This window comes from Paenibacillus sp. LC231, assembly GCF_001860525.1.
GTDB lineage: Bacteria > Bacillota > Bacilli > Paenibacillales > Paenibacillaceae > Paenibacillus_AQ.
The window spans coordinates 152,935-179,035 of sequence record NZ_JFOM01000058.1; the positions used below are offsets into that span (position 1 = coordinate 152,935).

25 protein-coding genes and 1 other annotated feature are annotated in these 26,101 nt (G+C 48.3%); of the genes, 4 read left to right on the forward strand and 21 right to left on the reverse strand.

The genetic code is table 11. The features are described from left to right. The first annotated feature begins 104 nt into the window (after nucleotides 1-104). Nucleotides 105-1,502, forward strand: coding sequence for a MocR-like pyridoxine biosynthesis transcription factor PdxR (pdxR, locus tag AK95_RS32540; protein WP_071224211.1), 1,398 nt, complete (start codon nucleotides 105-107; stop codon nucleotides 1,500-1,502). 69 nt (nucleotides 1,503-1,571) lie between these two features. Here pdxR and AK95_RS32545 read toward each other — a convergent pair whose 3' ends face one another. Continuing rightward, complete coding sequence (locus tag AK95_RS32545) at nucleotides 1,572-2,228, reverse strand: FMN-dependent NADH-azoreductase (RefSeq protein WP_071224213.1); 657 nt, start codon at nucleotides 2,226-2,228, stop codon at nucleotides 1,572-1,574. A gap of 180 nt (nucleotides 2,229-2,408) precedes the next feature. Here AK95_RS32545 and AK95_RS35050 point away from each other — a divergent pair, with 180 nt between their 5' ends. Further along, complete coding sequence (locus AK95_RS35050; RefSeq protein WP_071224215.1) at nucleotides 2,409-2,720, forward strand: spore germination protein; 312 nt, start codon at nucleotides 2,409-2,411, stop codon at nucleotides 2,718-2,720. A gap of 220 nt (nucleotides 2,721-2,940) precedes the next feature. Here the strand turns inward: AK95_RS35050 and hisC are convergent, their stop codons facing one another. From hisC to AK95_RS32630, 15 genes are all read right to left on the reverse strand, one after another. Further along, nucleotides 2,941-4,068 carry a histidinol-phosphate transaminase gene (gene hisC / locus AK95_RS32560; RefSeq protein WP_083397790.1) on the reverse strand — a complete coding sequence of 376 codons (1,128 nt, stop codon included), beginning with the start codon at nucleotides 4,066-4,068 and terminating at the stop codon, nucleotides 2,941-2,943. 43 nt (nucleotides 4,069-4,111) lie between these two features. Continuing rightward, complete coding sequence (locus AK95_RS32565; RefSeq protein ID WP_071224219.1) at nucleotides 4,112-4,417, reverse strand: Dabb family protein; 306 nt, start codon at nucleotides 4,415-4,417, stop codon at nucleotides 4,112-4,114. 222 nt (nucleotides 4,418-4,639) lie between these two features. Next, entirely contained in the window at nucleotides 4,640-6,244 is a 1,605-nt protein-coding gene (locus AK95_RS32570; protein WP_071224221.1) for an alkaline phosphatase family protein, read from the reverse strand. Nucleotides 6,245-6,369: 125 nt separating this feature from the next. Further along, nucleotides 6,370-7,581 (reverse strand): Bcr/CflA family efflux MFS transporter, encoded by a 1,212-nt coding sequence (locus AK95_RS32575; RefSeq protein ID WP_071224223.1) that lies wholly within the window; start codon nucleotides 7,579-7,581, stop codon nucleotides 6,370-6,372. 135 nt (nucleotides 7,582-7,716) lie between these two features. Continuing rightward, nucleotides 7,717-8,934, reverse strand: coding sequence for an MFS transporter (locus AK95_RS32580; protein WP_071224224.1), 1,218 nt, complete (start codon nucleotides 8,932-8,934; stop codon nucleotides 7,717-7,719). A 26-nt stretch (nucleotides 8,935-8,960) separates the two neighbouring features. Beyond that, entirely contained in the window at nucleotides 8,961-9,371 is a 411-nt protein-coding gene (locus AK95_RS32585; protein WP_071224225.1) for a hypothetical protein, read from the reverse strand. Nucleotides 9,372-9,481: 110 nt separating this feature from the next. Continuing rightward, the gene (locus AK95_RS32590) at nucleotides 9,482-11,989 is read right to left on the reverse strand and encodes a WG repeat-containing protein (RefSeq protein ID WP_071224226.1); all 2,508 of its coding nucleotides are present in this window, start codon (nucleotides 11,987-11,989) and stop codon (nucleotides 9,482-9,484) included. Nucleotides 11,990-12,165: 176 nt separating this feature from the next. After that, complete coding sequence (locus AK95_RS32595; protein ID WP_071224228.1) at nucleotides 12,166-12,627, reverse strand: DUF2269 family protein; 462 nt, start codon at nucleotides 12,625-12,627, stop codon at nucleotides 12,166-12,168. Continuing rightward, nucleotides 12,624-13,250: a TetR/AcrR family transcriptional regulator gene (locus AK95_RS32600; RefSeq protein WP_071224230.1), complete on the reverse strand. Its 627-nt coding sequence runs from the start codon at nucleotides 13,248-13,250 to the stop codon at nucleotides 12,624-12,626. The genes AK95_RS32595 and AK95_RS32600 overlap by 4 nt, the downstream gene beginning before the upstream one ends. A 30-nt stretch (nucleotides 13,251-13,280) precedes the next feature. Further along, a complete protein-coding gene (locus AK95_RS32605) occupies nucleotides 13,281-13,733 on the reverse strand; it encodes a DoxX family protein (protein WP_071224232.1) in 453 nt (150 codons plus the stop codon). A 192-nt stretch (nucleotides 13,734-13,925) separates the two neighbouring features. Further along, on the reverse strand, nucleotides 13,926-15,173 hold the full coding sequence (locus AK95_RS32610; RefSeq protein ID WP_071224234.1) for an MDR family MFS transporter: 1,248 nt from the start codon (nucleotides 15,171-15,173) through the stop codon (nucleotides 13,926-13,928). Between the two features lie 340 nt (nucleotides 15,174-15,513). Next, entirely contained in the window at nucleotides 15,514-15,918 is a 405-nt protein-coding gene (locus AK95_RS32615; protein ID WP_071224236.1) for an NUDIX hydrolase, read from the reverse strand. Nucleotides 15,919-15,951: 33 nt separating this feature from the next. Further along, nucleotides 15,952-16,410 (reverse strand): DMT family transporter, encoded by a 459-nt coding sequence (locus tag AK95_RS32620; protein WP_071224238.1) that lies wholly within the window; start codon nucleotides 16,408-16,410, stop codon nucleotides 15,952-15,954. A gap of 39 nt (nucleotides 16,411-16,449) precedes the next feature. Next, complete coding sequence (locus AK95_RS32625) at nucleotides 16,450-17,151, reverse strand: Crp/Fnr family transcriptional regulator (RefSeq protein WP_071224240.1); 702 nt, start codon at nucleotides 17,149-17,151, stop codon at nucleotides 16,450-16,452. Nucleotides 17,152-17,202: 51 nt separating this feature from the next. Further along, entirely contained in the window at nucleotides 17,203-17,628 is a 426-nt protein-coding gene (locus AK95_RS32630; protein WP_071224242.1) for a DMT family transporter, read from the reverse strand. Nucleotides 17,629-18,141: 513 nt separating this feature from the next. On the opposite strand from AK95_RS32630, the gene AK95_RS32635 reads away from it, so the two are divergent. Then, nucleotides 18,142-19,005 (forward strand): pentapeptide repeat-containing protein, encoded by an 864-nt coding sequence (locus AK95_RS32635; protein WP_071224244.1) that lies wholly within the window; start codon nucleotides 18,142-18,144, stop codon nucleotides 19,003-19,005. A 142-nt stretch (nucleotides 19,006-19,147) separates the two neighbouring features. Here the strand turns inward: AK95_RS32635 and AK95_RS32640 are convergent, their stop codons facing one another. From AK95_RS32640 to AK95_RS32655, 4 genes are all read right to left on the reverse strand, one after another. After that, nucleotides 19,148-20,836 (reverse strand): glutamine--tRNA ligase/YqeY domain fusion protein, encoded by a 1,689-nt coding sequence (locus AK95_RS32640; RefSeq protein ID WP_071224246.1) that lies wholly within the window; start codon nucleotides 20,834-20,836, stop codon nucleotides 19,148-19,150. A gap of 78 nt (nucleotides 20,837-20,914) precedes the next feature. Further along, nucleotides 20,915-21,173 (reverse strand) — a binding site (T-box leader). A gap of 96 nt (nucleotides 21,174-21,269) precedes the next feature. Beyond that, nucleotides 21,270-21,758: a translation initiation factor IF-3 gene (gene infC, locus AK95_RS32645; RefSeq protein WP_071224248.1), complete on the reverse strand. Its 489-nt coding sequence runs from the start codon at nucleotides 21,756-21,758 to the stop codon at nucleotides 21,270-21,272. Nucleotides 21,759-21,795: 37 nt separating this feature from the next. Beyond that, nucleotides 21,796-22,545, reverse strand: coding sequence for a metallophosphoesterase family protein (locus AK95_RS32650; protein ID WP_071224250.1), 750 nt, complete (start codon nucleotides 22,543-22,545; stop codon nucleotides 21,796-21,798). A gap of 22 nt (nucleotides 22,546-22,567) precedes the next feature. Next, a complete protein-coding gene (locus AK95_RS32655; protein ID WP_071224252.1) occupies nucleotides 22,568-23,008 on the reverse strand; it encodes a GNAT family N-acetyltransferase in 441 nt (146 codons plus the stop codon). A gap of 283 nt (nucleotides 23,009-23,291) precedes the next feature. Here AK95_RS32655 and AK95_RS32660 point away from each other — a divergent pair, with 283 nt between their 5' ends. Beyond that, nucleotides 23,292-25,238, forward strand: coding sequence for an elongation factor G (locus AK95_RS32660; RefSeq protein ID WP_071224254.1), 1,947 nt, complete (start codon nucleotides 23,292-23,294; stop codon nucleotides 25,236-25,238). A gap of 185 nt (nucleotides 25,239-25,423) precedes the next feature. On the opposite strand, the gene AK95_RS32665 is transcribed toward AK95_RS32660, so the two are convergent. Then, nucleotides 25,424-26,047, reverse strand: a complete 624-nt coding sequence (locus AK95_RS32665; protein WP_071224256.1) for an MBL fold metallo-hydrolase — start codon at nucleotides 26,045-26,047, stop codon at nucleotides 25,424-25,426. Nucleotides 26,048-26,101: the final 54 nt, after the last annotated feature.

Consider the following 26,101-nt stretch of genomic DNA (forward strand, 5'->3'; position numbering starts at 1 on the left):
ACTAATAGACATTGAATTATGCTACAATCATAGAGTGTGAACTGGTACGGATAAAGAGCCAGTTAAACTAGAATTTATACAGACCAGTTGGAGGTCATGCCCTAATGTGGGGAATTGAACTGCAGCGGAGCAGCGAAATTCCGCTGAAACGCCAGATTTATCTTGCCGTCCGGGACCAGATTATTAACGGGAAACTCAAGGCAGGCGAAGCACTGCCATCTACTCGTGTTTTGGCAAATGTGCTGCATGTTTCACGAAACACCATAAATGAAGCTATTGAGATGCTGCTCGTCGAAGGCTTTGTCGTGAGCCGCCAGGGAGCACCGACCCGGATTGCCGAAGGTTTGTTTCTAGATGACCCGCCAGTCGAAGAACAGCCGAAGCGGGTTGAGCCCCCCCTTTCTTTTTTAGTTGATTTCCGGACGGGCCAGCCGGAATTAAGACAATTTCCACGGTATCTGTGGCAGCAGATCTCCCAGAAAACATTAAGCGAGATGCCTCCTGATTTGCTAGGTTATACCGGTCCCCAAGGATTGCCGCGACTGCGCATGGAAATCGTTTCATGGCTTTACAGGAGCAAAGGGCTCTCCGTAGATCCTGAAGACGTCTTTATAACGGCAGGAGCTACCCATGCACTGCACGTCATTGCTGACTTGTTGTATGAGGATGGAATGGAAATTATGGTTGAAGACCCCTGCAACATCGAGATGCTGCAGACATTTATTAATAAAGGCTACATCGTCCAGCCTATTTCAGTGGATGAACATGGAATACAGCCAGACAAGCTGAAAGGAAAACCATCTTCACCCGTCTATATCACGCCTTCGCATCAATTTCCTCTAGGCGGAATCCTGCCCGCTGACCGACGTGCCGCGTTAATCCGTTTCGCACGGGAGAACCAAAGCTATATTATCGAGGATGATTATGACAGCGAATTCCGGTATTATGGTGATCCGGTATCGCCGTTATATGCCTTGGACTCGGAGCGGGTAATCTATATCGGTACTTTTAGTAAAGTACTCTTTCCTGCTCTTCGAATCGGTTATGCGATACTTCCACCTAAGCTTCAGCAACGCTGGCGTTTTCTCCGCACTTATACGGATGTCCAGAATCCGCCGTTTGAGCAAGCAGCACTGGCTGAGTTTTTACATACTCGAAAATTCGACAGACATATTAGGAAAATGCGAAGGTTATATGGTGAACGTAGGGAGGTGCTTCTATCATCACTCGAAGCGTGTTTCGGGGAGGCCTGGCACCCCTGGGGAGATGCGGCCGGCCTGCATCTTGCCGTTGAGTTTCCCGGAATTCATTTTGATGAGTCGTTCAGAGAAAAAAGCCGGTTAAACAGAATACGCATTACGCCAGTGGAGTATCACAGTATTCAGAAGGGCATGCATGTAAACAAGCTGCTTTTGGGTTACGGTCATCTGAGCCCTGATGAGATTCGCAAAAACATGGCGTTACTGCTCACCTATTTGAAGGAGCAGGGCCACTATGAATGAGCGAAGGAAAGGCTGCCGGGTTGGCAGCCTTGTTTTATTGATATACAGAACGGGACTCTATCTTGCCTTTCATACTGATGTCTCAACCTTCTTACCTGCAAGACGTTTCGCAGCTTCTTCGGCTTCCTTATAAGCCTGTGCCAGAACTTGATCCCTATCGAAAAATGCATTTCCTTGTGCCCGGATGATCTGATAATCCATAACCCCCATAAAGTTAAACATGGATTTAAGGTATTTATGTGAATATTCCACCTCGGTATACCAATCGTTATTTGTATAAATGGCGTCACTCGCCTGAATGACCAGCAGACTGCGGCCATCGGTTAGTAAACCTTCCGAACCCTTCTCCGTATATTGGAATGTCTCTCGTGCAATGAGGATGTTATCGATATAATCCTTAAGCTTCGAAGGAACGTTGAAATTGTGCATCGGCAAGACGATGACATATTTCCGTGCCGCCTTAAATTGCTGTAGAATGGCGGACGTGCGGACCGTTAGCTGCTGCTCCTCTTCGCTAAGCAGCTCCCCTCTTCCCTGTTTGCTCCGTAGCTCTAGAATCATATGATCTATGACAGGTATAGAATCACGGTATAAATCGATTTGTTCTATAACTCCTGCTGGGTTCCATTTCGTGTACGCCTCCAAAAAATGCTGAAGCACCTGCAGGCTGACCGATGTTGCTGACTCCACCCTCGGATGTGCGTTGATGATGAGCATGTTCTCCATCGTATATCTCTCCTTTTTCGTCTATTTCATAATGTAGACAAATAAGGCACTCCAAGTGTGACATCAATTAAGCTTTTATGCATAAATCAATAGCTGCAATGGAAATGATATCTAATATATGTGCGCGGGGGAGTAAATATATGGATCTCAAAGAAAGCCTTGCTCAGTATTTCAAAGCGAATGCTGATTATTTCAATATTGAAATTCGATTGCATGTACCTTATCCGTCTTTTGCGAATTGTGGGCGTCTTGATCGCAACGATTATTCCAGGGTTATGTGTGGCCTTAGTGTCCGTTAACCCTGAAGTACTGCGGCTTCAGCTGGCCTTGTCGATTGCTAACAGCCGACAGGACGTACCTTATCCCGCCTTTGTCGAAACGCTGCTGCTCCTCATCGTTCTAGAGCTCATTCTTGAGTATTCGACTTCCAAAAAGCGTGGGACCCACGATTACGATGGTTCGCGGTATTATACTTGGCCAAGCAGCCGTTAGTGGGGTTTCAGAACGCTGTAACTGTTCGCGTGTTCAAATACCTGCTGATCATTTTATCCGCCATCTATGGGATGTTGGGGCTCCTTGCTGGCATCGTGGTCATCTGTGCCTATATGGGTCATCAAAAAAGCATGGGCATTCAACCTGCGATCTTCTGCGCTCTTATCGGGATCTCTGACGGATAGCAGCATCTCTTTTAACGCTTCATACTTACCATAGGTTACGTGGTATGCCCTAGGATTTCATCCAAAGCATCAAGCAGTGCTTGATTTTCTTCCGCGGTTCCTACCGAAATCCGAATATGCTCGGGCAGTCCCCAACCTTTGGCGTAGCGGACAATGATCCCCCGCTCCAGCAGTTTATGATATAGGATCTCCGCCTGTTCTCCAAGCTCTGCCAGAATAAAATTGCTCATGCTCTCGTTGCAAGGAATCGATAAACGACGCAGCCCCTCATAGATTTGCAGCCTGCCTTGTTCATTCATCCGGCATGATGCCTGGACGTGCTCCTCATCTCCGAGCGCTGCCGATGCTGCCGCTTGTGCCAGCGCATTGACATTAAACGGCTCTTTAACCTGAAGCAGTGTGCGGATGATGCCTTCCGAAGCAGCTCCGTAGCCGATTCGAATACCCGCAAGACCGTAGATTTTGGAGAAGGTATTCAGGGTGATGACCGGATATCCCAACTTGATGAAGTCAATCCCGTCCGAGTAATCAGTCGCTGTTGCGTAATGACGATAGGCCGTATCGATCACAACCAGCACGCGAGCAGGAAGACGGTCCAGAAGCCTTTTCATTTCAAGCTCGGGAATATAGGTGCCTGTTGGATTATTAGGGGTACACAGGTACACGATTTTAGTTCGTTCGGTAATCACCGATAGTATATCTTCCGCTGAGAAGGCATATTGCTCACGCAGGGGTACCTTGATAACCGTACCGGACATAAGAAAAGCACCAAATTCATATTCGCTGAATGTCGGATCAGGGACCACGATCTCGTCGCCCGGTTCAAGGTATGCCCGAGAAATCAGCATGATCAGCTCATCGCCGCCGTTCGTCACAATGAATTGATTCGCTGGCAATCCCAAGTGCTCGCCAAGCGTTTGAGCGAGACCCGAAGAGCGTTCGTCGGGATAACGATGCAGATCAGGCAGCTGTTCCTGAATGGCTTGCAATGCTTTGGGCGATGGACCGAGTGAGTTTTCATTGGAAGCCAATTTGATGACCCGATCCAATCCGTATTGCTGCTGTACTTCCCAGATGGGCTTTCCTGCCGTATAAGGCTTCAATTGTCCTAATGCCTGCCGCGGAATTACTTGCAAGCCTTTATCTTCCCCTGTTTGATTCAATATGTTCTCCCTCCATTACCGTGTATTCATGTGAATTCATCTTCTACACTTCGCTGTAATCGATCTCCAAAAACTGTTCGACTTCCTTCTTCCAGCGGTTCTCGACGAAGTCCACATGCTGCGGGTGCTCATTATAGGCTTCATAATCGGCTTCGTTCTCAAACACCATCGAGAAGCCGAAATCATATGTATTTTTAGGACTGATTTGCTTGAATATCTTAAAGTCTTGAACCGTTGGAATCGTGCTGAGGGCAGAGCGTCCATCCTCCAGGAAACGCTGCTCCTCCGCTGAGCCTTTCTCATGTTTAAGCGAAAAAATAACGGAATGAATGATTCGATTGGTCGTCATGTTCGTTACAGCTCCTTTATTAAAATTCTTGTAAGGTTGAGATCATCTTGTACAGCTAGAAGAGTTGTGGCCAGAGATACATCATATTATAACGTCAAAAGTCAAATAAATCGCTACGAAAAAGGCACCCTTTTCCATAAAAATCGGAAAAAGGTGCCTAAAATCCAGCAAACTATACTACATTATCCTAGTTATTGAACATGATGGTATAGCCTCTGCAAATTATTTTGTCTTCTGAACGTGATTTGTCAGCAGATCAAGTAAATAGGCTTTTAGATCAACCATTCGTAAATACTCAGGCTTTTCGTCAGTTCCAACAATGATAAGCGGGACAAGCGACTCGGTTCGACGGAGCGAGCCATGACCCCCGCCCCCCTCATGTGTTGGTGAACTTCGGTCTGCCAATTCGTATCCCGGTTTAGCTGTCACGACCAAAAATTTACCTTTATGAGAATTCAGCGAACCGGACAACCTCTCCAGCACATCGGGATATTGTCCGTAATCCAGGGTTCGATGATCGGCATTTAATGTAAGGTCCAGCACCTTGGCATCCTGCTTCACGGTCCACGTTTGTTTATAGCGATCGATCAGGTTACCTTTGGCCTTATATCGGAGTTCTTTCAAAGTGGAGCCTTGAAGGACATGCATCCATTCGTTTTCTTTCCAAGCAACAAAATCAATACGGTCATCCTTGCTCAGGATTTCCGCCAAGCTGCGCAGGGAACGATTGGGTTTGAAATTATATACATAAGCCATCGTTTCATTGACTGCAAGGGCGACCTCGGTTTCAGCTTTTACCTCTTCGCCCGGCTTTAGAACGGAGATGCCTCTCAACATAGCTGGCATATCAATCACGGAACGCTGATTCGCAGGAAGCAGCTGTGTCATTCCGCTGTCCCCGGCGATGACGAAAACAGCCTCATTTAACGCTTTTTCCCGCGAGCCGAAGGAATTCAATACGGATTGGAGCTGCTGATCCAGCTCTTTGACTCCTTCAAGCGAAGACGGACCCTTCTTGTGAAGCTCCTGGTCCATATCCGGTAAATAAACATACAAAAAATCCGGCAGCTTGTTCGCTTGAATCAAATAGTTCAAAGCTTCTATTGCATACTTATTGTTTAGCCCCATCCGGTCGGTGAGATTATCAGGCAAATTCTCCGCACCTTCTAAGGGATTAGACAAGGCTCCCAAAGTTAGAAAATCCGGCCCCTTGACTTTTATTTTTTTCTGCAGTGATGTCGGACCTTGAATCCAATCCGGTATCGTCAGCGTATGCTCGGTCGCTCCCCGATATATCAAGCCGTTAATCGATCCTGATTTCAAGCCAACACGGGCTAAATCTTCATAAATCGTTCGTGAATTCGAGTTTAAATGTTTCCCGTTCAAATGGATTAATGCATCGGTCAGGACCGGATTGATGCCTTGTCTGAGGATTTCCATCGGTCCGGTACCGTAGTTTATCATTTTTTTATCGTCGGACGAATACCATAGGAGACCCGGTATACCATGGTCATTCGGATTTTTCCCGGTTAACATCGTGCTGTCAATGGTAACGGACATCGTAGGAAATGAGCTAACCATATCCTTATGGTATTGTCCATGTTCAATCAAATACTGTATGGTGGGCAGCTGTTTTTGTGAAATGCCCTTATCGATGGCCTGTGCCATGAGTGAGTCGACCATCAGGAATATGACTTTCTTATGTGTGGCCCCTTGTTCGGATTTAACCCGCAGCAAATCCTGTTCGGCTGGTTTTTGATGCTGGCAGCCCATAATCATGATCAATACAAGCGACAGCATGTGGATTATAATTCTTTTCATCTGCATTTCCATTCACCACCTTAGTACATTTTGTCACGGAGATGGGAATGTCATTCGAGGGATATTTTGCATATTTCTTCATGCTGTTTTCCAAAAAAAAGAGGGCTTTCGCCCTCTCTCCAATCCCAATTTCAGCTTTCCACTGGACTCCCCTGTGGTTTCGTCAATTTGAAGAACGATGCCGCGCCCAACACGGAAGTGAAGAACAATATGGCCCCCATCGGCACGGCTGTGGATTCGTCAATACCGACCAGCGGTGACACAATCGAACCAAGCATCAAGGGCAGCAAACCAATGACAGCACTTGCGCTTCCTGCCCGATGACCTTGTTTCTCCATGGCCAGCGTAAATGTGCTGGTAGCCACCATGCCGATTGTAACCATATACATAAAGATCAAGATGACAATGATCGCGAGAGGCCCTTTGAGCATCGTCATGATCAGGAGCAGGAAGGTTGCACTTACGGAGACGATGACCCCGATTCGAAGCAAATTCCGCTCATGGATGATGCCGCCAAAACGGCCAATGATGAAGCTCCCCGAAATAATGGCGATTCCATTGATTCCGAACAGCACGCTAAATACCTGCGGCGACACACCGTAAATTCCTTGGTATACAAACGGCGTCCCCGAAACGTAAGCAAAGCTTCCTCCGTGAATAAAGCCTACTGTCAACGTATATCCGATAAAAGATCGATCTTTGAACAAGCTTCCCATCGTACGCACAGAATGGGTAAGGGAGCTAGGCGTTCTTCTCTCCCGCGGCAAGGTTTCCTTCAACCGAAAAGCGACGATCAATACGATGACTGCACCGAACAAGCTTAAAAAATAAAAGATCGAATGCCAGCTTGCACCCGGCATAAGCAAAATGGCTCCACCGGACATCGGTGCAACCATGGGGGCAACCGCATTAATGACGGATAATAAGGCAAAAAACTTCGTAAGCTCGCGACCGCTGAACACATCCCTTACTACGGCGCGCGAGATGACAAGGCCGGCAGCTGCCGTAAATCCCTGCAAGAATCTGGCGATGATAAGGGTCGTAATATCGGGTGCCAATGCACAGAATAAGGAAGAAAGGGCAAACAAGACAAGCGATATGAGCAGCGGTCTTCTTCTTCCTTGCGCATCGCTGATCGGTCCCACAATGATTTGGCCAGCCGCAAGGCCGATCAGACAGGATGTCAAGCTAAGCTGTACGAGCGTCGCCCGCGCGCTTAAATCATCGGCAATGTCGGGAAAGCTCGGCAAATACATATCGATATTGAACGGTCCTAATATGCCAAGCAAGCTGAGGAGCAAGGCTAATCCGAGGCGTTCTTTTCCTGTCGGGTTATGAAGCATATGTGTCAAACACCTCTACTCTACTATTTTTTTGTATTCCTATAATGTATCAGGTTTGTCCAAAATAGAATAGTGCGCCCGCAAGGTTTATACGGTATACGTGTATTTCCGGACAAAAGAAGAGCCCGGTTCTAATCAAACCGCGCTCTTCCCGTTTTTATAAAGGATACGGTTAACTTTCTCGGAGCTCAGCAGCATCATCACGGCAAACAATAGAATGACGACAGGGAATAAACCTATCGATATTTGAGCCGCAACGATGCCAAACAGCGGAGGCAGTATCGTGGTACCCGTATAGGCTACAGCCATCTGATAGCCCATAATTCTGGATGAGTGGGCTCTGCCGAAGCGGGCCGGCGTTTCATGCAGCAAACAAGGAAATATAGGCGCAAGCCCGAGTCCGATGACAACCAACCCGATTAGGGACAAATAGGGATGCAGCGGCAGCAATAACAGGATGGCCCCTGCAATGGCCGTCATCTGCCCAGCCCGGATAAGCGTGAGGTTGTTGAACTTCAGCGTTACGAATCCGGTAATAAATCGGCCGACCGTGATGCCTCCATAATACATGGAAACCCACACTGCTGCTGTTTCTAACGGTAAATCTCTGGTCCCGACCAGAAAGCTCGCTCCCCATAAACCGACGGTCATTTCCGCTCCGCAGTAGAACAAGAAGGCCATCAAAGTAAACTTAACCCCTTTAATTTGAAGCGGGTTTCCTTGTTTGCGAGCAGCAGCTTCATCACCGCTCGTTGATTCGTTTCTCGTATGAAGTTCCTCCATGCCTTGGGGCTGATGCTTGCCCGCCACGATCCTCCAGAGCGGAAGCGTGAGGAGCAGGATGAAAACCAGCACGAATTGCAGCATCGATACGGTATAATATCCGTCTCTCCATGCATCGTTGGTCCCCATCGAATAGGACATGATGATGGGTCCTAACGTTGCGCCTACGCCCCAGAAACAGTGCAGCCAGCTCATATGATGGGCCTTATAATGGTTCGCCACGTAATTGTTCAACCCCGAATCGACTGCCCCTGCGCCTAATCCAAGCGGAATCGCGAGCAAAATCAGCCAGAACAGCGATGGCGCAAACGAAAAGCCGAGGAGCGCGCTCGCCGTCAACAAACAGCTGACAAACGTAACGATACCCGTCCCGAAGCGTTCAATCAAACTTCCGCTGACCAAGCTGGATACAATCGTGCCTCCGGTTACGACCATTGAAAGCAGCCCTGCGGATTCGAAGGCAGCGCCGATCTCCGGCTGCATGGCCGGCCAGGCGACCCCAAGCAAGGAGTCAGGAAGCCCTAAACTAATAAAGGCTAAATAAATAATAAGAAGAAAAAAAGTTACCACAAATTAAGGTCCTTTCTACGACGTAATCATTCAGGCAATGGGATTGTATAGGAAGTGATCTCCTTAATTTTGGCAGCTTTCCCGCTGCTGAACCGGTACACGTTACAATATGCCAGGCGCTTCAGGTCATCGAATACAAGAATCCCTTCCGCTGCACCGGTACTGCCATGTGTTATCAGATGATGAATATGCAGTTCGACTGTCTTGCCATACTTCACCTGACATAACGATTCAATCACTCGATCCTTCCCTTGAACGATTCTTTCCCCAACGTAATTCAGCTGAATCCCATCCGTGAAATTCTCATTCATAAATTGTGCGTCCATGCCAGCCATAGCGATGTGGAGTTTCTTAAGCAGCTCCTTCTTCGGTGCGTTCCCGCAATCCTCAGCGCATGTGATAACGAAATCTTTTTTGCCTGTATCACCATCTGCCATAACCATACCTCCTAGCCCAGCTGCGTATGTAAGGAGAGTTTTCATCTATTCTAATCCTTGTTTGGAAATATGGAAAGGTTAGGTATGGCTTTTATTCCCGAAATGAAAGCTCAGGAATGAAACGCCCTCCAAAATTCACTCTCCGTATTGATCATGTCCTTGATCTCAACGAAAGGAATAGTGAATGTCGGAAAACCCGCTGCGTAAGGAGCGATCTCATACGGTGCAAACACCAGATGCAACGCGTCCTCGGTTACATAGAAGGGCTGGTTTGCTGCAATTCCCTTGTAGCTATCCGGGAATACGTACGAATACTGCGGATCCTCTTGTATCTGCTTGCCAACGATACGGCTAAGCTCCTTCACATAATCGATGCCAGGCTTAAACAAGTCCTTCAATTCATACATCCTGCCGTTCTCCAGGTTGATCACGGCGTAAACTCTGGTTGGCATGCCGTGTGCGGCACCGAAGGGATAGTTATAACCGTTCAACTCTAGTTCGAGGAGCTTCTGCTTGTAGAAAATGACGTCAAAATCGCCTGTATACGTGTAATCAAGCTGTTGATTCTCAGGAATGAAATTCAACTGTGACATTTCTTTAAGCTTCGTATTCATTGTTTGCTGAGCTGCCTGATCCCTCATACCTTCGATCTGTGGATAGTAGACCAAGTAATCCGGATTGGGTTTGTACTTTTCTTCCATTACCTTATAAGGTGGCTGCAGCGGAATCACCGTGTTCTGCTTCCAGATGACGTGACCCGACCGGTCTAGGTAAGACAGCCGCTGATCGACCAATGCCTTAATTAGCCCGCCTGGTTCGAGCGTGAGCGAACCGCTGCCGTTTACTTGAGGATACTCCGGCGCCGGTCTGCCGGTTCGATCAATAAAATACGTCTGCTGTGCATCATAAACGGATGCCAATCCGTGCTTGTATTCCGATACTTCACGATATACAAAATCGGATAACCTCTTTCCATCCCAATCTGAAATGGCATAGATCGAGCCGATATACGGCTGTGCAGGATCGATCGCACGTCCAAGCGCAAACCGGTCTTCATTCAAATCCCGAATATCGTTATATTCCGGTTGGATGACCCACTCGCCCTGTTTATTAATGACGCCATACTTCGACTTGTAATCTTCAGCCGTGTTGACGATGGCTCTGTCATGATGAAAAGGAAATGCCGAAGTATAGGTCGGCGGAATGACGATGTTCCCCTGCTCGTCGATATAGCCGTATTTGCCAGTGCTATCCTTCTGATAAGCAAGCAAGCCATCGCCGGGCGGTCCGACGTAGGCGAATGGATAATTGGCCAATCGGCGGCCATGGAGATCAATGAGCGCGTAATGACGGTCTTGGATTTTCACAACAGCTCTGCCATCGACAAAATCATTCGCTTCCTCATATTGCGCCGGGATTACCACTTGGCCTGCGGAATCTAAATAGCCGTATCTGCTGTTCGCGCTATCGCCACTGCCATTATCGGCTACATAATAAACCGCTCTTCCTTCTTTAAGTTCTGCGATATACGGATAACCTCGTCGTGTCAGAACTACTCCTTGTTCGTTAATCATCTTAAAACCTTGTTCATCGATCACGGTCGCTCGATGCTCCGAGAACGGGCTGATGAACTGATATATAGGCTTCACTACAAAACGGTCAGACCTGTCGATGAGGCCATACTTCCCCTTCACGCCTACGATCGCGAGACCATTGTCCTGAAAATCCTGTGCATCATCGTACATCGGCTCAATGACCATATTTCCGCTGCGGTCAATGTATCCCCACTTCGTTCCGTTCGTCGTCTTCACGGATGCCGGAAATAACCCGACATGCTGCTGAGACTGCCCTCTGCTTGCCAGCATCTCCTTGATCCGTTTCTCAAGTTCAAGCAGCGTTTCACGCGCCGGGTAGGGTTCTGCGAACGTAAGTGCTTTGCGGACCGACACAAGGGCCGCTTCCGGCATTCCGGCCCGATACTGTGCCTCCGCCAGGTAATACCAATAATAAGAGTAATCCGGATGTTCTTGCGTCAGTCTCTCGTAGTACCTAACAACGACAGGATAATAGTAGGGGTATACATCCGGTGCAGTGACTAAGGCCCCTTGGCTCCACCTGACGACCTCGACTCGATAAGCTTCGCCTGTATCGTGGATCCAAAGCGCAATTTCAGCCTGACCATCAGGACCCGAAGCACCTGGCATATCGGCAATTTCGATATAACTGTAATATATATCGGCAGGTGCGATATCTTGGAGGCCCTCTGGTGTCCAAGCGTATATCGACAATTTTGACCAGATGGAACCGAGCTGCCATCCCACAATCAATTGATTCATATGAGGGTTCAACACCGGGGCCGCGGTCAATAAATGAACCGCATATCCCTGCCCCAAGACATTGGCTACGACCTCATATCCGCCGTTGCGGTACTGCAGCACAAATAAGTATAGTGCTTCATTGAATCGGGACACACCAGCAATCTCCGGTATGTGATCTCCCGTTACGTCGGCTGCGATAACTGCAGGATGTTCTGCAGGTTTAACGATTCGTACAAGTTCAGCACCGCTTGGCAGATAGGCCTTAGCGATTTGTGCCAAATGCTGATCATTAACGGACATTTGGGCATCCTCCCTTATTCAGAGCTTTCTCGCCTAACTGTATGCAGAGGATGGTCAAATATGCACCTGCTGGCGGGTAGGAATGGCACATCTCACCCCTGTGTTCCATTGTCGGATGAACGCAAATTAAAAAAAACGACCTGATCACGTTAGGCAATCAGATCGTTCTCTTCACTTCAAAATGGTTTACTGACCATAAAGTATAAAATAACAATCGGTAGCAGCGTGGCTATTGTCCCGCCTACCGCCCAATACGTCGAAGCTCTTTTATAACCGGCGGATATGACCCCATCCCTAATGGATTGCATGCTATGCCGAATCATCCCTTTTTGCAGCGGAATCAAAAAACCTGCCCACAGGATCCCCGTAACGCCAAACAGAATCAATGAGGCCATCAGCCAGTTCATTCCGCCCATTGCATATCCGGCTTGAACAGCCATCATAACGCCTGAAATGATAATTAGCAGCAAACCCGGCAGGGTAAATACCATATCGGCTAACAAAACATTCTTAACCGTATTATGAACTTCGGCCGGATCCCCTTTCAGGTCAGCTCTTATTTTCCAGAATGCCGCCGTAATGATATTGCCAAGAAATAATACGCATCCGGCGATGTGCAGAAATAACCACAGCGTCATAGGCCATCCTTCCCCTCTTCCCCGTTCCCGGGTCGGAGAATATCGATGATGAAATCCGTATAATCCTTCGTGGTGAATATATGACTATTTACGCCGATAAGCCCCCGCATCCGCAGTCCGAACGACAACAGCTCGAACAGCTCGGCGGTGCGTTCCGCATCGATGGATTCCGGTATAACCCCTGCTTCCTGGCCTGTGACAATCCATTGCTTCGAAGTGGCTGTCGCTTCCCTATAGAAGCCAGCCACAATGTCGGCGATTTCGGGCTGATCGCTTTTGCCAATCAGGTACATGAAGATCAGGTTGCTGACATCATCACGACTTTCCAGTCTCGACATGCTGTTGATAATCGTATTCATCGGTCCGTCAAACTGTTTGATGTCCCCTTGCTTGTTCACTTCGCTCATGAACTGCTCGTTCTGCTCGGCAAGCTTAGCACGTAATACGTGCACAAACAGCTCATCCTTACTTGAAACATAATGAAATATGGCGCCTTTAGACAAACCGGAACGCTTCATGATGTCATTAAGGGTGGTTTGGCTGCAGCCTTGCTCCCTAATCAGGTCTTCCGTGGCTTCAAGCAGTATTCGCTTGGTTTGCTCTCGCCTTTCTTCCTGCTTCACTTATTTAACTCCTCCTTAATGATAAGTTGGTTACCCTTGAGGTGGAAGCAAGCCCGCCATGAGAACCGCTGCCAGAAACACGATTTGGAGAAGCGTTCTCGGTACGATTGGAGTGACCGGCTTACCGCCAAGTGACAAATGGTGATTCGCAGCGTATACATTGGCGGGAAACATGGCGATCAGCATCAGCGCCAGACCGGCAGAGGCCAAAGCTGCGGTAGCCGGAATAAGGATGAGCATCGCGCCTGCAAGCTCCAGCACCCCGGTGATGGTAACCATGAGCGCAGCCTTCGGCATTCCTGGCGGGATCATGGCGATTAAGTCGGGTCTTCGTTTTCCCCAGTGGGCAGAAGCCGTTAGCAGAAACAGCACCGCAACCGCAAATCTGAGTGAGATGACCCAGTCATTCATATACTCCCAGCCTGCAAAGCCGAGCGTCCGAAACAAAAGAAGCGAAACCAACATGGCTATAAACGGAATCATGACCTTCACCAACCCTCCGTATATTTGTAGCTATATTATATATACCGACCAGCGGTTTGTAAATATGAATTTCAAATTTATTCCTTTAAAGACTTCAGTCACGTTTCAGCGTCAAATTAAAAAAAAGAAAGCAAGCCTGCGGCTGCGTTCAACCGGGCTTGCTCTCATTTCTACTCCCATATCATAGGTCTGTTATGCTGCGTCTTTTTCTTCTTCATACATTCGAAATAGCAGGATATACAGCACCACACTGATTAATGCCGATAGCAAGATAATGCTGAATATACCCATAGGCTGCAGCCAAGAAGACAGAAAGACCGTCACCGGTGCCAGAAATCTTCCGATCGTAAACTGTAAGCTGTCAGCTCCCATATATTGTCCTCTTGCATGCTCCGGGGCATAACGGCTGATAAAACTTTGCGTCACGGGAGAACGGACCATTTCGCCGAAAGTGAAAATAATGGTTACGAAGAATAGGAACCAGATGTTTGTGTTCAGCCCGAGTGCAAAAGTGCCTACTCCGGATAACAGGGAAGACATTACGAAGACGTCACGCTCCTTCCAATCCCGAAACCACTTGGTGACCGGAAGAATAAAGAGAACGAACAAGAGACCGTTAAGCCCCAGCACCCACCCTAATATCTCCGTGCTCGAAAGCATAAGCGAATGTCCGTTCCAGGAGAACAGCGTCTGGGATGGTACATAATCGATCACATATACAGCCAAATACAGATCCAGCTGCATGATGGCCACAAGAGCAAAAATCCCCGCCAATATGTACACCAAAAACACCTTATCTCGAAAAATGACGCCATATCCCTTCCACTGTTCATTGAATACCTGAAGAATCGAACCTGTCGGCTTCGTGCGTTTTGCAGGCGCCGGCAGGGTTTCCTGAACGATGAAGAAAATCGCGATAAAATAGATCAGCAAGACGAAGGAACAAGACCACAGAAGCTCCTGCCGATACTGGAAAAAGAAAATGGCCCCAAGCGCCGGACCAAGCACGGCTCCCAAGTTGTTCGCCGTCATGAACGTTGCAAATACCTGCCGTCGTTCTTCAACCGGGACCAGATCGGCTACCATCGCGGAGCTGGCAGGCCTATAGATGGCGCCCCCGAATCCGATGCCGATAAAAGCGGCATAATCGATCCAGTGCGAAGGCGACAGCGCGAACAGCGCAAACATGACCGTCTGCAGCGAGGCGCCAAGCAGCATGATGGGGCGGCGTCCCAGCCGATCGGCTAATGCGCCGCCGAGCAAGCTGCCGATGATGCTGAATATGGGAGGAACCGTCATGAGGATTCCCGCGATATGATTGCCTAAAGCTGCTCCGAAATAAACCGTTATGAAGGGAAAGTACATCCAAAACAGCATATTGAACAGCGCTTCACCCAATAATCGAACCTTTAAGTTATTATTCCATAATCGTATTTGCACAGGACTCCCTCTTTCTATCCGAACAGCACAAGTTAAAAAATGCGATATACCACGTCCCCCGGCCGGGTATTACAAACTATAAAACATTTCCCTGGCAAAATATAGACTTATATTAAGCGCTGAGCTATACTAATAATATGAAAGCCGAATATCGTCCGATTCAATTTAGATGACCCACAAAACGAACATTCGTTCCACATATGAAAAGACGCTCCCGCAGGAGCGTCTTTTTTGATGCATGGATGTGTTGATTTATCCTTCCGTTGGACCAGTCTGGACATTGAATATACTCACTCATTAAATTCTGCATCCTGGATGCAGGCTGCTTCTCCAACAGGACTTAGTCAGCCAGCTTCTTCAATTCATGCAGATGATCGAAGATCATCTGGCAGACCTCAGAGACCCGCTCCCGATCCTTGTACGCTAACCAAGCCAATTCATCAATTTCCGAAGCCGGGCTTAGCTCTCCTTCATACTCCGCCGTGTAACAGGACATCGTTACTCTAACGCCCTCCGATTTGCCGTGAGCGCCAGCGCGGAAGCTGCCAGCATGCGCCGCGGTCTCCGGTTTGATACGAACGGATAGTTCCTCCTTGATTTCCCGCACCAGTGTGTCGATATCGGATTCCCCGGGTTCTCGCTTTCCTCCCGGCAAGTAGTACGTATCCTTTCCTTTGGAACGAGCGCCCAATATGCGTCCATTCGCGATGTTGATCCAGGCGATTTTGTCAATCTCCGTTATCATTTGGATTCCTCCCCTCATCAGATAAGCTTAACGCTAAGCCGTCTCTTGTTGTTCCCGTTTCCCGCCTAATTTAAATACCAGAATCCCGCCAACAATGACAAGTACACCGATCAGCTGATTCATGGTAAACGGAACCTTCTCTAACCCTAACCATCCCAAGGAGTCCCACAATAGTGCAAAACCGAGCTGCGAGGTCATGACAATCGAAATGGCGAAGGTGGCACCCAGCAGCCTTGTCGCCTGCACCAGGCAAATCACCACGCCGACCCCAATCAACCCGCTAATCCAGTACCAAGGCTCCATGTTATGAAGGGAAAACGTCCCTTTGCCTTCTACAACAAGACTCATGCCAAACGAAGCGACGAAGCCCATGCCTAACACCAACGTCGTTGTAGACCAGGAGCCTGTTTTCTCATTCACTCTATTATTGAATATGTTCTGCAAACTAACCAATGATCCTGCAATTAGTGCCAATACCAATCCTGCTAACATGTTCCATCTCCTTACTTCATGTTTCATTCTCACTAAGCGTCATTCTTCGTAGATGTTGCCTCCCGCCACACTCGTCAACGCTTCCCGATCCTTAATCAGAATGAACCCCTTGCGGCGCTCGATCAGCCCTTCTTGACTGAACTTCAGAATCACCCGGTTTAAATGCCGGTAGCTGGTGCCGAGCAGATTCGCGATATCCGTCAGATTGTAAGCGGCCGGATCGTTTGCAGCGAACGTGCCTGACTCTTCGTCAGAAACGGATAATAGATAGCTGGCCAGTCGCACCTCGACAGGATGCAGCAAATTGAAACTCAAGAAATTGGATTTAATATAAAACTTCCGCGTAATGATCCGGAGCAAAAATTGCAGCAGCGGCGGATGCTCCTGTCCGTATTTGCGAAGCCAGCGATAATGCACGCCGATCATATAGACAGATGATACGGCCTGTACCGTATTGATCAACGGATTGCCTTGAATGTATTCAATATCTCCGATCACCTCAAGCGGTGTTTTGAAAGATAGAACAAGCGCCTTGCCTTCTGCAGAGGTCGTGAAGATTTTAATCTTCCCTTGAACCAGGATATACAGCATCTCGGCTGGCTCGCCTTGCGTGCAGACGATGTCGCCCTGATCGAAGTGATATAACACCAGATATGGCATTAAATCATCGTGAAATACGGACTGGATCTGGTTGCTCAGCAAAAAATGCTGCATGAGCTCCGCATTATGAATTTCCTTCACGTCTCTCTCTCCTTTCCCGACATTTCATCTAATGGATCACTTGCTTCCATATCATAATTTGATTATCACGACACCGGCGATCATCATCCCGATCCCAATGAATTGAGGCAAGCTCATCCTCTTCTTCACCACGCCGAACCATCCGTTGCTGTCAATCAGGAACGTCAAGAATAACTGGGCGATCAACAATGCGGATATCGTTAATGTGACGCCGATATTCTGAATCGCTGTCACCTCACTGAATATAATGGGTGCCCCCAAGGCTCCACCGATCAGATACAGCGGCTTCACTTGTCCAAATCCTTGCCTGCTTCCGTCGCGGACGAACAGAAGAATAATGAGTGCCATTATAAATCCGGTCAACTGCGTAACCGTAGCGGCTTGCCATGTGCCCATATCCTGGCTAATCCGGGCATTGGCCACCCCTTGCAGCGTAATGCAGGCACCGCCAATGAATGCAAATAAGATTCCTCTCACGATACATACTCCTTCTTCTATAGGTCTGTATACTATTAAAAGTGAATTCCCCAAACTCAGGAAAGGACATATGTCCTGAAATGAAGGAAATTCCAAATAAAGCGATGACCAAAGACACGAATTTCATTATATACTATCGGTTGGCATGGCATGTAACATACAAAAAAGCTGCCGGAAATTCCTTGGCAGCTTAAGAGTTTGTCACGATGCCGTGACTTATACGTATTCAGGATGCCCATGTCGCTTACAGCCGAACCAATAACAAGCGGTTAGCGTGGAGGGGCGATGATCCATGATGGGATAATACCCTTCTGTGAAACGAGAAATGATCGTTTGGTAATTTGCTTTTGGTGCATTATAGCATCTGGGGCTTCTGATTTTAATCCCTTCACAAGGTATAAAACCATTTAAACCAAGATTGCATCTATGACTCTATGATCATTTTGTTTTAAAATATAACTAGATGTCACTTTATTGACGTAACACCGACTTGGAAGGAGCTCCTCTAACGTTATGCTAGACAAACAAGAACAAGTCCCCGATGAACAGGGCGGATTAGAATTACAAGCGGATTGCGAACGCTGCTTTGGATTATGCTGCGTTGCCTTACCCTTCGCCGCTTCAACGGATTTTGCCATGGACAAAGACGGTGGAACCCCTTGTAACCACCTACAAACCGACTTCCGCTGCGGCGTGCACAGCAGCTTGAGACAGCGAGGTATGAGAGGCTGCACCGTATTCGACTGCTTCGGAGCAGGCCAAATGGTTTCACAGGGTACTTATAACGGTCGCGACTGGCGGCAGGCTCCTGAGATGGCAAAAGAAATGTTTGACGTATTCCCCATCATGCGACAGCTTCACGAGCTGTTATGGTATCTGAACGAAGCCCTGGCTTTGCAACCGGCTCAAGACATTCATACTGATCTGAGATTATCGCTAAAAGAGACGCGGCGGATGACACAGCTTCCTCCCGAATCCTTGTTAAGGCTGGATGTTGCAGCTCATCGGGCAGACGTGAATCAGCTGCTCCTTCGAACCAGTGAGCTTGTGCGGGATGATGCCCGTAAGAAGCATAAAGGACCGCCCGTGCGTCAAAAGATCGGGGGGCGCGGTGCTGATCTGATGGGAGCAAAACTTAAAGGAGCAGACCTAAGATACGCCAATCTGAGAGGAGCTTATCTCATTGCCGCGGACCTCAGAGGAGCTGATCTGCGGGCTGCCGATCTAATCGGTGCCGATTTCAGGGACGCAGACCTGAGGGGAGCCAATCTGGCGACCAGCCTCTTCCTTACTCAATTCCAGGTTAACGCGGCGAAAGGAGACGCCGGCACCAAACTGCCTTCATCCTTATCTCGACCGGACCATTGGACGCGTTAACGCTGAATATATAGGGTAAAAATGCTGATAATTTACTACGAGCACAAAAAGCCGGCAGCTATCTTGCTGCCGGCTCTTTGGTGTTGGCTGAAACTCCTACACTCAACGCTTATATAACCGCTTCGGTTGTAGGAATTATATTTTAATTTCGAATAGGCTTTTTCCATGAATCCTTCAAAGGAACGATACGGTTGAACACCAGACTGTGTTCTGTCGTATACTTGGAATCCACGCAGAAATAGCCGTGTCTGATGAATTGGTACGTTCGGTTCATCGTCGCTGTCTGCATGGAAGGCTCCAAAATGGCGTTTTCGACCCGAATCAATGAATCGGGATTCATGAGCTCCTCCCATATGTTGTCCGATTCAGATAACTCGGCCGAGTCCTTCAGCAGCTTATCATACAAATGAAGTTCCGCCGGGATCCCGTGCTTCGCAGACACCCAATGCAGCGTTGCTTTCACCTTCCGCTCATTAAATCCGCTCCCGCTCTTCGTTAATGGATCATACGTGCAGTGGATCTCCATGATGTCCCCCGTGGCTGGATCTTTCACGACATGTTCGCATTTGATGAAGTAGGCTCCTTTCAGGCGCACTTCCTTGCCAGGAGATAACCGGTGAAATCCAGGAACGGGCTCCTCCATAAAGTCCTCTTGCTCGATGTACAACTCCCGTGAAAAAGGAACCTCCCGCTCACCCAACGTTTCATCATTTTCATGATTCGGTATGGCAAGCATCTCGGTGCAATCTTCTGAAAAATTCGTGATGATCACTTTCAGCGGCTTCATGACGGCCATCGTGTTATAACACCGTTCCTTCAAGTCTTGACGGATATAATGGTCGAGCATGCCCAAGTCCACCAGGCTGTTGCCGCGAGACGCCCCGAGTTCTCCCAGAAAACGCCGGATGCCCTCAGGTGACACGCCTCGCCGCCGTAATCCTTTCAACGTTGGCAGTCTGGGGTCATCCCATCCGTCGACAAAACCTCCCTCCACCAATTCCCTCAGGTATCGCTTGCTCGTTACGTATCCCGAGATATTCAATCTTCCGAATTCCCGCTGCTTCGGAGGCTCCGTCACCTCCAACTCCGTAAGTACCCACTCGTATAACGGTCGATGATCTTTAAATTCGGCTGAGCATAGCGAATGGGTAATTCCTTCGATCCAGTCCTGGATCGGGTGGGCGAAATCATACATCGGATATACACACCACGTTGTTCCTGTCCGGTAATGCTCTGCATGAATGATACGATACAGGACGGGATCTCTCAGATTCATGTTGGGGGACGACATATCGATTTTGGCTCGAAGTACTTTTTCCGACGTATGGAATGCTCCTGCGATCATTTGCTCAAATAACGCCATATTCTCCTCAATGCTGCGCTCCCGAAACGGGCTGTTGATGCCGGCTTCGGTCAGTGTTCCACGGTATTCCGTCATTTGTTCGGGTGTGAGATCGCAGACATAAGCCTTCCCTTTGGCAATGAGTTTCCTGGCCGCTTCAGCGATTTGATCCGCATAATCCGAACCGAAATAAACGTTCGGCTTAAGTCCAAGCCACTCGATATCCTCCTGAATCGCGTGCACATATTTGATATCTTCCTTCAGTGGGTTCGTATCGTCGAACCGAAGATTGAATGTTCCATGAAACCGGCTGGCGATGGAATGATTGATGTAAATCGCATAGGCGCTGCCGATGTGCAGATAGCCGTTAGGCTCCGGCGGAAATCGCGTAGCCACCGGCCTGTTATACACGCTGTTCTCTACATCCTCCTTGATCATCTTGGTCAAGAAATCCACCGTTTCTTCTCCTTTGTTCTTGTCGTCGCTCATACCTGACTCCTCCCTTAAGTTGTTTGATCTGTCTTATTTCCGTCAAAACCAAAAAAATCCCGTCTCCAAGACATAAGTCTTGGGGACGAGATTGGTTTCGCGGTGCCACCCCTATTCGCCGATATCTCACGATACCAGCCTTATCAGGTACGGCCATCACGCGATCGCTTATACCCTAGCTCTATAACAGGAGCTCCTGTCGCACCATCCCTTATCCATAAGTTCCGATGCGCCGCTCAGAGGCTTGGTTCAATGAATGGCTTCCAACTCCTTTTCAGCTTACCGGAGCTCTCTGTAGGGATTCCTGCTCATCTACTCTTCTCTTCATGGCGTTTACAATTTGATCCATAGTATCATCAAAAAAATAAAAAGTAAACCGTAAAACGTCAACTACAATGAAACTCCGATGCAATGAAAAATTTGTCCCGTTCGATTAGATGGGCAGCAGCTTCACCGTAGCCTGCTTGCCGCTGACTTGTATGCCCGTCTCCTTCTTGCCTACCTCAGCCAGATCTTGCACGAGTCGCTCCAGCAGTTTGCGGGCGGCTTCGCCCTCCTTGCCTTGAATGCGAATAACGGGCTGGACGGCTTTGCCCGCTGCCAGCAGCTTATGCATTTGCGACAGCTTGGTGTCATAATCATGCTCTTCGATATGTACGGACAAGCGGAATTCCTTTACTTTCATCGGACCGGCTGAAGCTTGCTGACCCTTCTTCTCTTTCACGGCCTCCTGCTTCGCCTGCCCCCGGCTTACGAGTTTGCATGGCGGGGGACTGCTGAATAGCGAGGTACACACCAAATCGGCTTTGTGACTTTTCGCCAGCGCAAGCGCCTCATCCCTGGAGACGACTCCCAGATCTTCGCCGTTTAAGCCGGTCAGCTCTACTTCGCGTGCTTTTATCTTTTCATTCATCATTAACATGGATAGATCCTCCTATTAAAAGTAGGTGTTCGTTCATTCATTGCTCTGCCTTTGCGTTCACATCATGGTGTATGAACCGAACAGAATGGGTTCGGTATTCCTGCTCTTCCGTGATTTCCAGACAGTTCAGCTGTTTACCGTACACGCACGCTCCATCGATACCGATTTTGTCCCCTTCTCCACAGAACCAAATCTGCTCCGAGTCATGCAGGTTGACCGCTGGCGTATGCCCGAACACCACGGTTTTGTTGATGCCTGTAGGATAATTGAAGAATGGTTCCCGTATCCAGATGAAATCATGCTGAGGCTGCAACTTCCAGTCTTCAACACCCGGATTGATCCCTGCATGCACGAAGATGTGAGTGTCTGTTTCATAGAAGAGAGCCAGCGTATCAAGAAAGGATAGATGATGCTCAAACTGTTTTTTAATATAGGCTTTTCCTTCGTTATATCTGGCACGATCCATTTCACCCTCAAAAAAATCGGCGCCGCAGTAGCTTTCAATCGTATGCCGAGCTCCATTGCGAATCCAGCGCGAGTTCGCTTCATCCGTATCAAACAAAATGGCATCCAGCATCATCTGGTCATGATTTCCGCGAAGAGTGATGGCACCTTCATCCCGCAGTTTCATCACTTGTTCAATGACTTCCCTGCTTTTGAATCCGCGATCCACATAATCCCCGAGCAAGATCAGCTTGTCCTTAGCGGGATTGTACTGCACATCATACAGTAACTGATTGAACTCATCGTAGCAGCCATGAATGTCGCTAATCGCTAATATTCGAATTGCCGTTCCCTCCCTACGCTAATCATATAAAACGATATTTAGCCATCACGTCTCCCCAAGGGGCAATCCCGGCTTCTTTAAACCCGATTTGGGAATATAGCCTTTTTGCATGTACATTCTCGGATTTATAACAGAGCATAACATCGTCTGTTGTATCCGGCGAGTTCCGAATCTCCTCGAGAACCAGACGAATCGCAGGTTTGGCATAATGCAGTCCCTGAAACTTGCCGTCGATCATAAACCGGTAGATCCAGTAGTTATCATCGTGCGGGTGCAGGCCATACATCACAAATCCGATCATCTCTTCATCATGGTAGATCGCACGCGTTTTGAAGCCCTCCATGAATTGAGCTTCCGCTATCGAGTATAGATTGGGGGCAATCCACTTCTCCTGTTCAGGTCTTGGTTTAAGACGGATGCAATCCTCCCAATTGTCCTTATCTATGGCATGAAGTGTTATCAAATGCAAGACTCCTTCAATATATGGTGTATGCCTTTATCCTAATCCAATGCCGACCATTTTTCACGGTATTAAATATGTAAATTCAAATAAGACGCTGCACGTTACCAGATTTAGAGCAAGATAATGAACGATTATAAGTATTTATTACATATTCCGATCAGCTCTCAATGGATAAACTGGAAGTAACTTTTATTTCACACGGAGGCGATATACATGCGGCAATTGAACCATAACTTCCAACGGAAAGGACAACTAACTATGAAACGAATGAGGGTTATGATATATGAAGAACATATTGAATATTGGAGTTTTGGCCCATGTTGATGCCGGTAAAACCACACTAACGGAGCAAATCCTGTTCAGATCCGGCATTATTGACCAAGCAGGCTCCGTTGACCAAGGCAATACCATCACGGATTCGCTGGAGATTGAGCGAAGACGGGGCATCACGATAAAATCCGCTGCAGTATCCTTCATGCTGGGCGATCTAAAAATCAATCTGATCGATACGCCGGGACATGCCGATTTCATCTCGGAGGTCGAGCATTCACTGAGTGTGCTGGATGGCGTCATTCTGGTGATTTCCGCGGTTGAGGGCGTACAGGCCCAGACGCGGGTGCTCATGCAAACGCTGAAAGAACAACGGATTCCCACCCTTCTATTCATGAACAAGATCGATCGAATGGGCGCGAATTACCATAATGTCTTTACCATGATACGGAATCTGCTGGATGAACATATTTGCGAGATGAGCTCTGTAACTCATGAGGGCAGCGCAACCGTTCGGGTAGACGTGGCCGATCCCCATAACGCCGGGTGGGTCGAAATGTTGGCTCTGTCCAATGACGATCTGCTGAACGACTATGTCCAGGATATTCCCATATCACGCGAGCGGCTGCTGGGAGAATTACGCAGGCAAACCCGGCAAGGTAAAGCTTACCCTCTATTTGCAGGATCAGCAGCCAAAGGGATCGGCATCGAGCCGCTGCTTCATGCGCTTAGCGAATATTTCCCTGTTAATAACGCCTCGGAGCTTCAGCATGAATCGTTATCCGGCCTGGTGTTCAAAGTAATCAAATTTCCGAACGGAGAACGGAACGTATACCTCCGGCTGTTCGCCGGCAGTATCCAGGCGCGAGATGAGATTACGGTGATAACGCAGAATGGCAACATCACCATGTTCAAGGTAAAACACCTACATGCTCTGCACCACGGCAAATCCATACCGGTGAATCAGATCGATGCCGGAGACATTGCGATTCTCATGACCGATGAACTCAAGGTGGGCGACGTCATCGGTGCTGTTTCCGACAGGATGAAGAGGGTCCACTTTCAGAAGCCGCCGATTCAAGTCCAGGTTTCGGCCAAGAATCCAGCGGAGGAGCATCAGCTTCACACCGCCTTAAGCGATCTCACCGAAGAGGATCCATTCCTGCAATATATCCAGGATATGAAAACCAAAGAAAACATCATCCACGTATTCGGCAAAGTCCAGCAAGAAATTCTGCTGGAAACGATCCAGCAGCAACACGGCATCGAAGCTGTATTTTCTGCTCCGCGGGTCATTTGTATCGAGAAGCCTGTAACTACCGGAGAAGCTGTTGAGTATATTGGCGAGTGTCCATTTTATGCAACGGTTGGCTTACGGGTTGAGCCTGGCGAGAGAGGAACCGGAATTCAGTATCGTCTGGAAGTGGAACTGGGCTCCCTCCCCTTATCCTTTCAGAAAGCGATTAAAGACACGGTGATTGAGGTGCTGCAGGAAGGTTTGTATGGATGGACCGTGACCGATATTATCGTGACGCTGACGCATACCGGTTACGCAAGTCCGGTTTCGACGGCAAAGGATTTTCGCAGCCTGACCCCACTCGTCCTCATGGCTGCGCTGGGCAAAGCCGGAACGGAAGTATACGAGCCTATCAATGTCATCCAATTCATTCTGCCTGAAATCAGCCTAAGCAAAGTATTGTCCAAGTTGGCGGCACTGGAAGGGACCTATCAGGAACCGACATTCCACAACCATGCTGTCCACGTTCATGGTACCATCCCCGTGCGGACAACCGACTTGCTGAAAGCCGAAGTCCATTCCCTGACAAGCGGTGAGGGCATGCTCTCCGTTAAACCAGGAGGCTACGTGAAGGTGCAAGCCACCGTCCCTGTGAATAAACGGCGACAAGTCAACCCGCTGAACCGCGGTGAATATATGCTTTACTTGAACAAGATCATGTAAAGAACGTACGTGTCAATCCATAGCGGTGTCGAGAGATGATCTCACCCGCTATTTTTTTGTTCGATCCGTTTTCCTTCTAAAGGATAGTCTCTGGCATTCAATATTTCCGAACTGGAGGTATATACCGGGAATAAGGGCTGTAAAGCCGTTATCATGTGGTTGTTTACAGTGAAAGCAATCAAAGACTACCGACTGCCATGACCTTTACAAAGCAGCTTGGGATATTGCGATGACGCATGTTTAACAACACCGCAATGGGCGCAAGCCGTAAGCTTAGGGTCCAGTCGTTCAAGAATCCTCCCGCTCCGAAGTGACTCTTCCATATCAGGCGTAAATTTCGCAATGGGTCTGCGGAGTTTGCCGGAGAATGCTGTGAACAGATCGCCTGCGAGAAGAATTTGGTCGTCAGGATGATAGAATACCACATGCCCCGGACTATGTCCCGGTGTATGATAAGGGATTAACCCGCCATACGTATGGTCCAAATCCAGGGATATGATTGGATTTGAGGCGATTTCAGATATTCGGTCCGCTTCTAATGGGTGTACTACAATCGGAACCTGCAAGGTCCGAGTCAGGTTCGGCAGCATCCCCACATGGTCCCCATGACTGTGCGTAAGCAGCACCCGTACTAAGGGCTTATTCTTGAAGCGGACGTTTAACGCTTGATACAACGAATTCCACATGGACGGTATCCCTGCGTCAACCAGCGTTAATCCGTCCCGATCTTCAACGATCCATACCATGACAGGCAATGGCCAATATACATATCCGCCCCACACGTGACGAGTCAGCTGCTTCCATCGCATTCCAACCATCTCCTTACAAAAGTTATAATATGCGCTAGCACTTTTATATACCAA

Excerpts from the sequence above, each read along its gene's own strand:
- pdxR (WP_071224211.1), top strand. The coding sequence starts at position 105 with ATGTGGGGAATTGAACTGCAGCGGAGCAGCGAAATTCCGCTGAAACGC.
- AK95_RS32545 (WP_071224213.1), bottom strand. The coding sequence starts at position 2,228 with ATGGAGAACATGCTCATCATCAACGCACATCCGAGGGTGGAGTCAGCA.
- AK95_RS35050 (WP_071224215.1), top strand. The coding sequence starts at position 2,409 with ATGCTGATTATTTCAATATTGAAATTCGATTGCATGTACCTTATCCGT.
- AK95_RS32565 (WP_071224219.1), bottom strand. The coding sequence starts at position 4,417 with ATGACGACCAATCGAATCATTCATTCCGTTATTTTTTCGCTTAAACAT.
- AK95_RS32570 (WP_071224221.1), bottom strand. The coding sequence starts at position 6,244 with ATGCAGATGAAAAGAATTATAATCCACATGCTGTCGCTTGTATTGATC.
- AK95_RS32575 (WP_071224223.1), bottom strand. The coding sequence starts at position 7,581 with ATGCTTCATAACCCGACAGGAAAAGAACGCCTCGGATTAGCCTTGCTC.
- AK95_RS32585 (WP_071224225.1), bottom strand. The coding sequence starts at position 9,371 with ATGGCAGATGGTGATACAGGCAAAAAAGATTTCGTTATCACATGCGCT.
- AK95_RS32590 (WP_071224226.1), bottom strand. The coding sequence starts at position 11,989 with ATGTCCGTTAATGATCAGCATTTGGCACAAATCGCTAAGGCCTATCTG.
- AK95_RS32595 (WP_071224228.1), bottom strand. The coding sequence starts at position 12,627 with ATGACGCTGTGGTTATTTCTGCACATCGCCGGATGCGTATTATTTCTT.
- AK95_RS32605 (WP_071224232.1), bottom strand. The coding sequence starts at position 13,733 with ATGATTCCGTTTATAGCCATGTTGGTTTCGCTTCTTTTGTTTCGGACG.
- AK95_RS32615 (WP_071224236.1), bottom strand. The coding sequence starts at position 15,918 with ATGATAACGGAGATTGACAAAATCGCCTGGATCAACATCGCGAATGGA.
- AK95_RS32620 (WP_071224238.1), bottom strand. The coding sequence starts at position 16,410 with ATGTTAGCAGGATTGGTATTGGCACTAATTGCAGGATCATTGGTTAGT.
- AK95_RS32635 (WP_071224244.1), top strand. The coding sequence starts at position 18,142 with ATGCTAGACAAACAAGAACAAGTCCCCGATGAACAGGGCGGATTAGAA.
- AK95_RS32640 (WP_071224246.1), bottom strand. The coding sequence starts at position 20,836 with ATGAGCGACGACAAGAACAAAGGAGAAGAAACGGTGGATTTCTTGACC.
- infC (WP_071224248.1), bottom strand. The coding sequence starts at position 21,758 with ATGTTAATGATGAATGAAAAGATAAAAGCACGCGAAGTAGAGCTGACC.
- AK95_RS32660 (WP_071224254.1), top strand. The coding sequence starts at position 23,292 with ATGAAGAACATATTGAATATTGGAGTTTTGGCCCATGTTGATGCCGGT.
- AK95_RS32665 (WP_071224256.1), bottom strand. The coding sequence starts at position 26,047 with ATGCGATGGAAGCAGCTGACTCGTCACGTGTGGGGCGGATATGTATAT.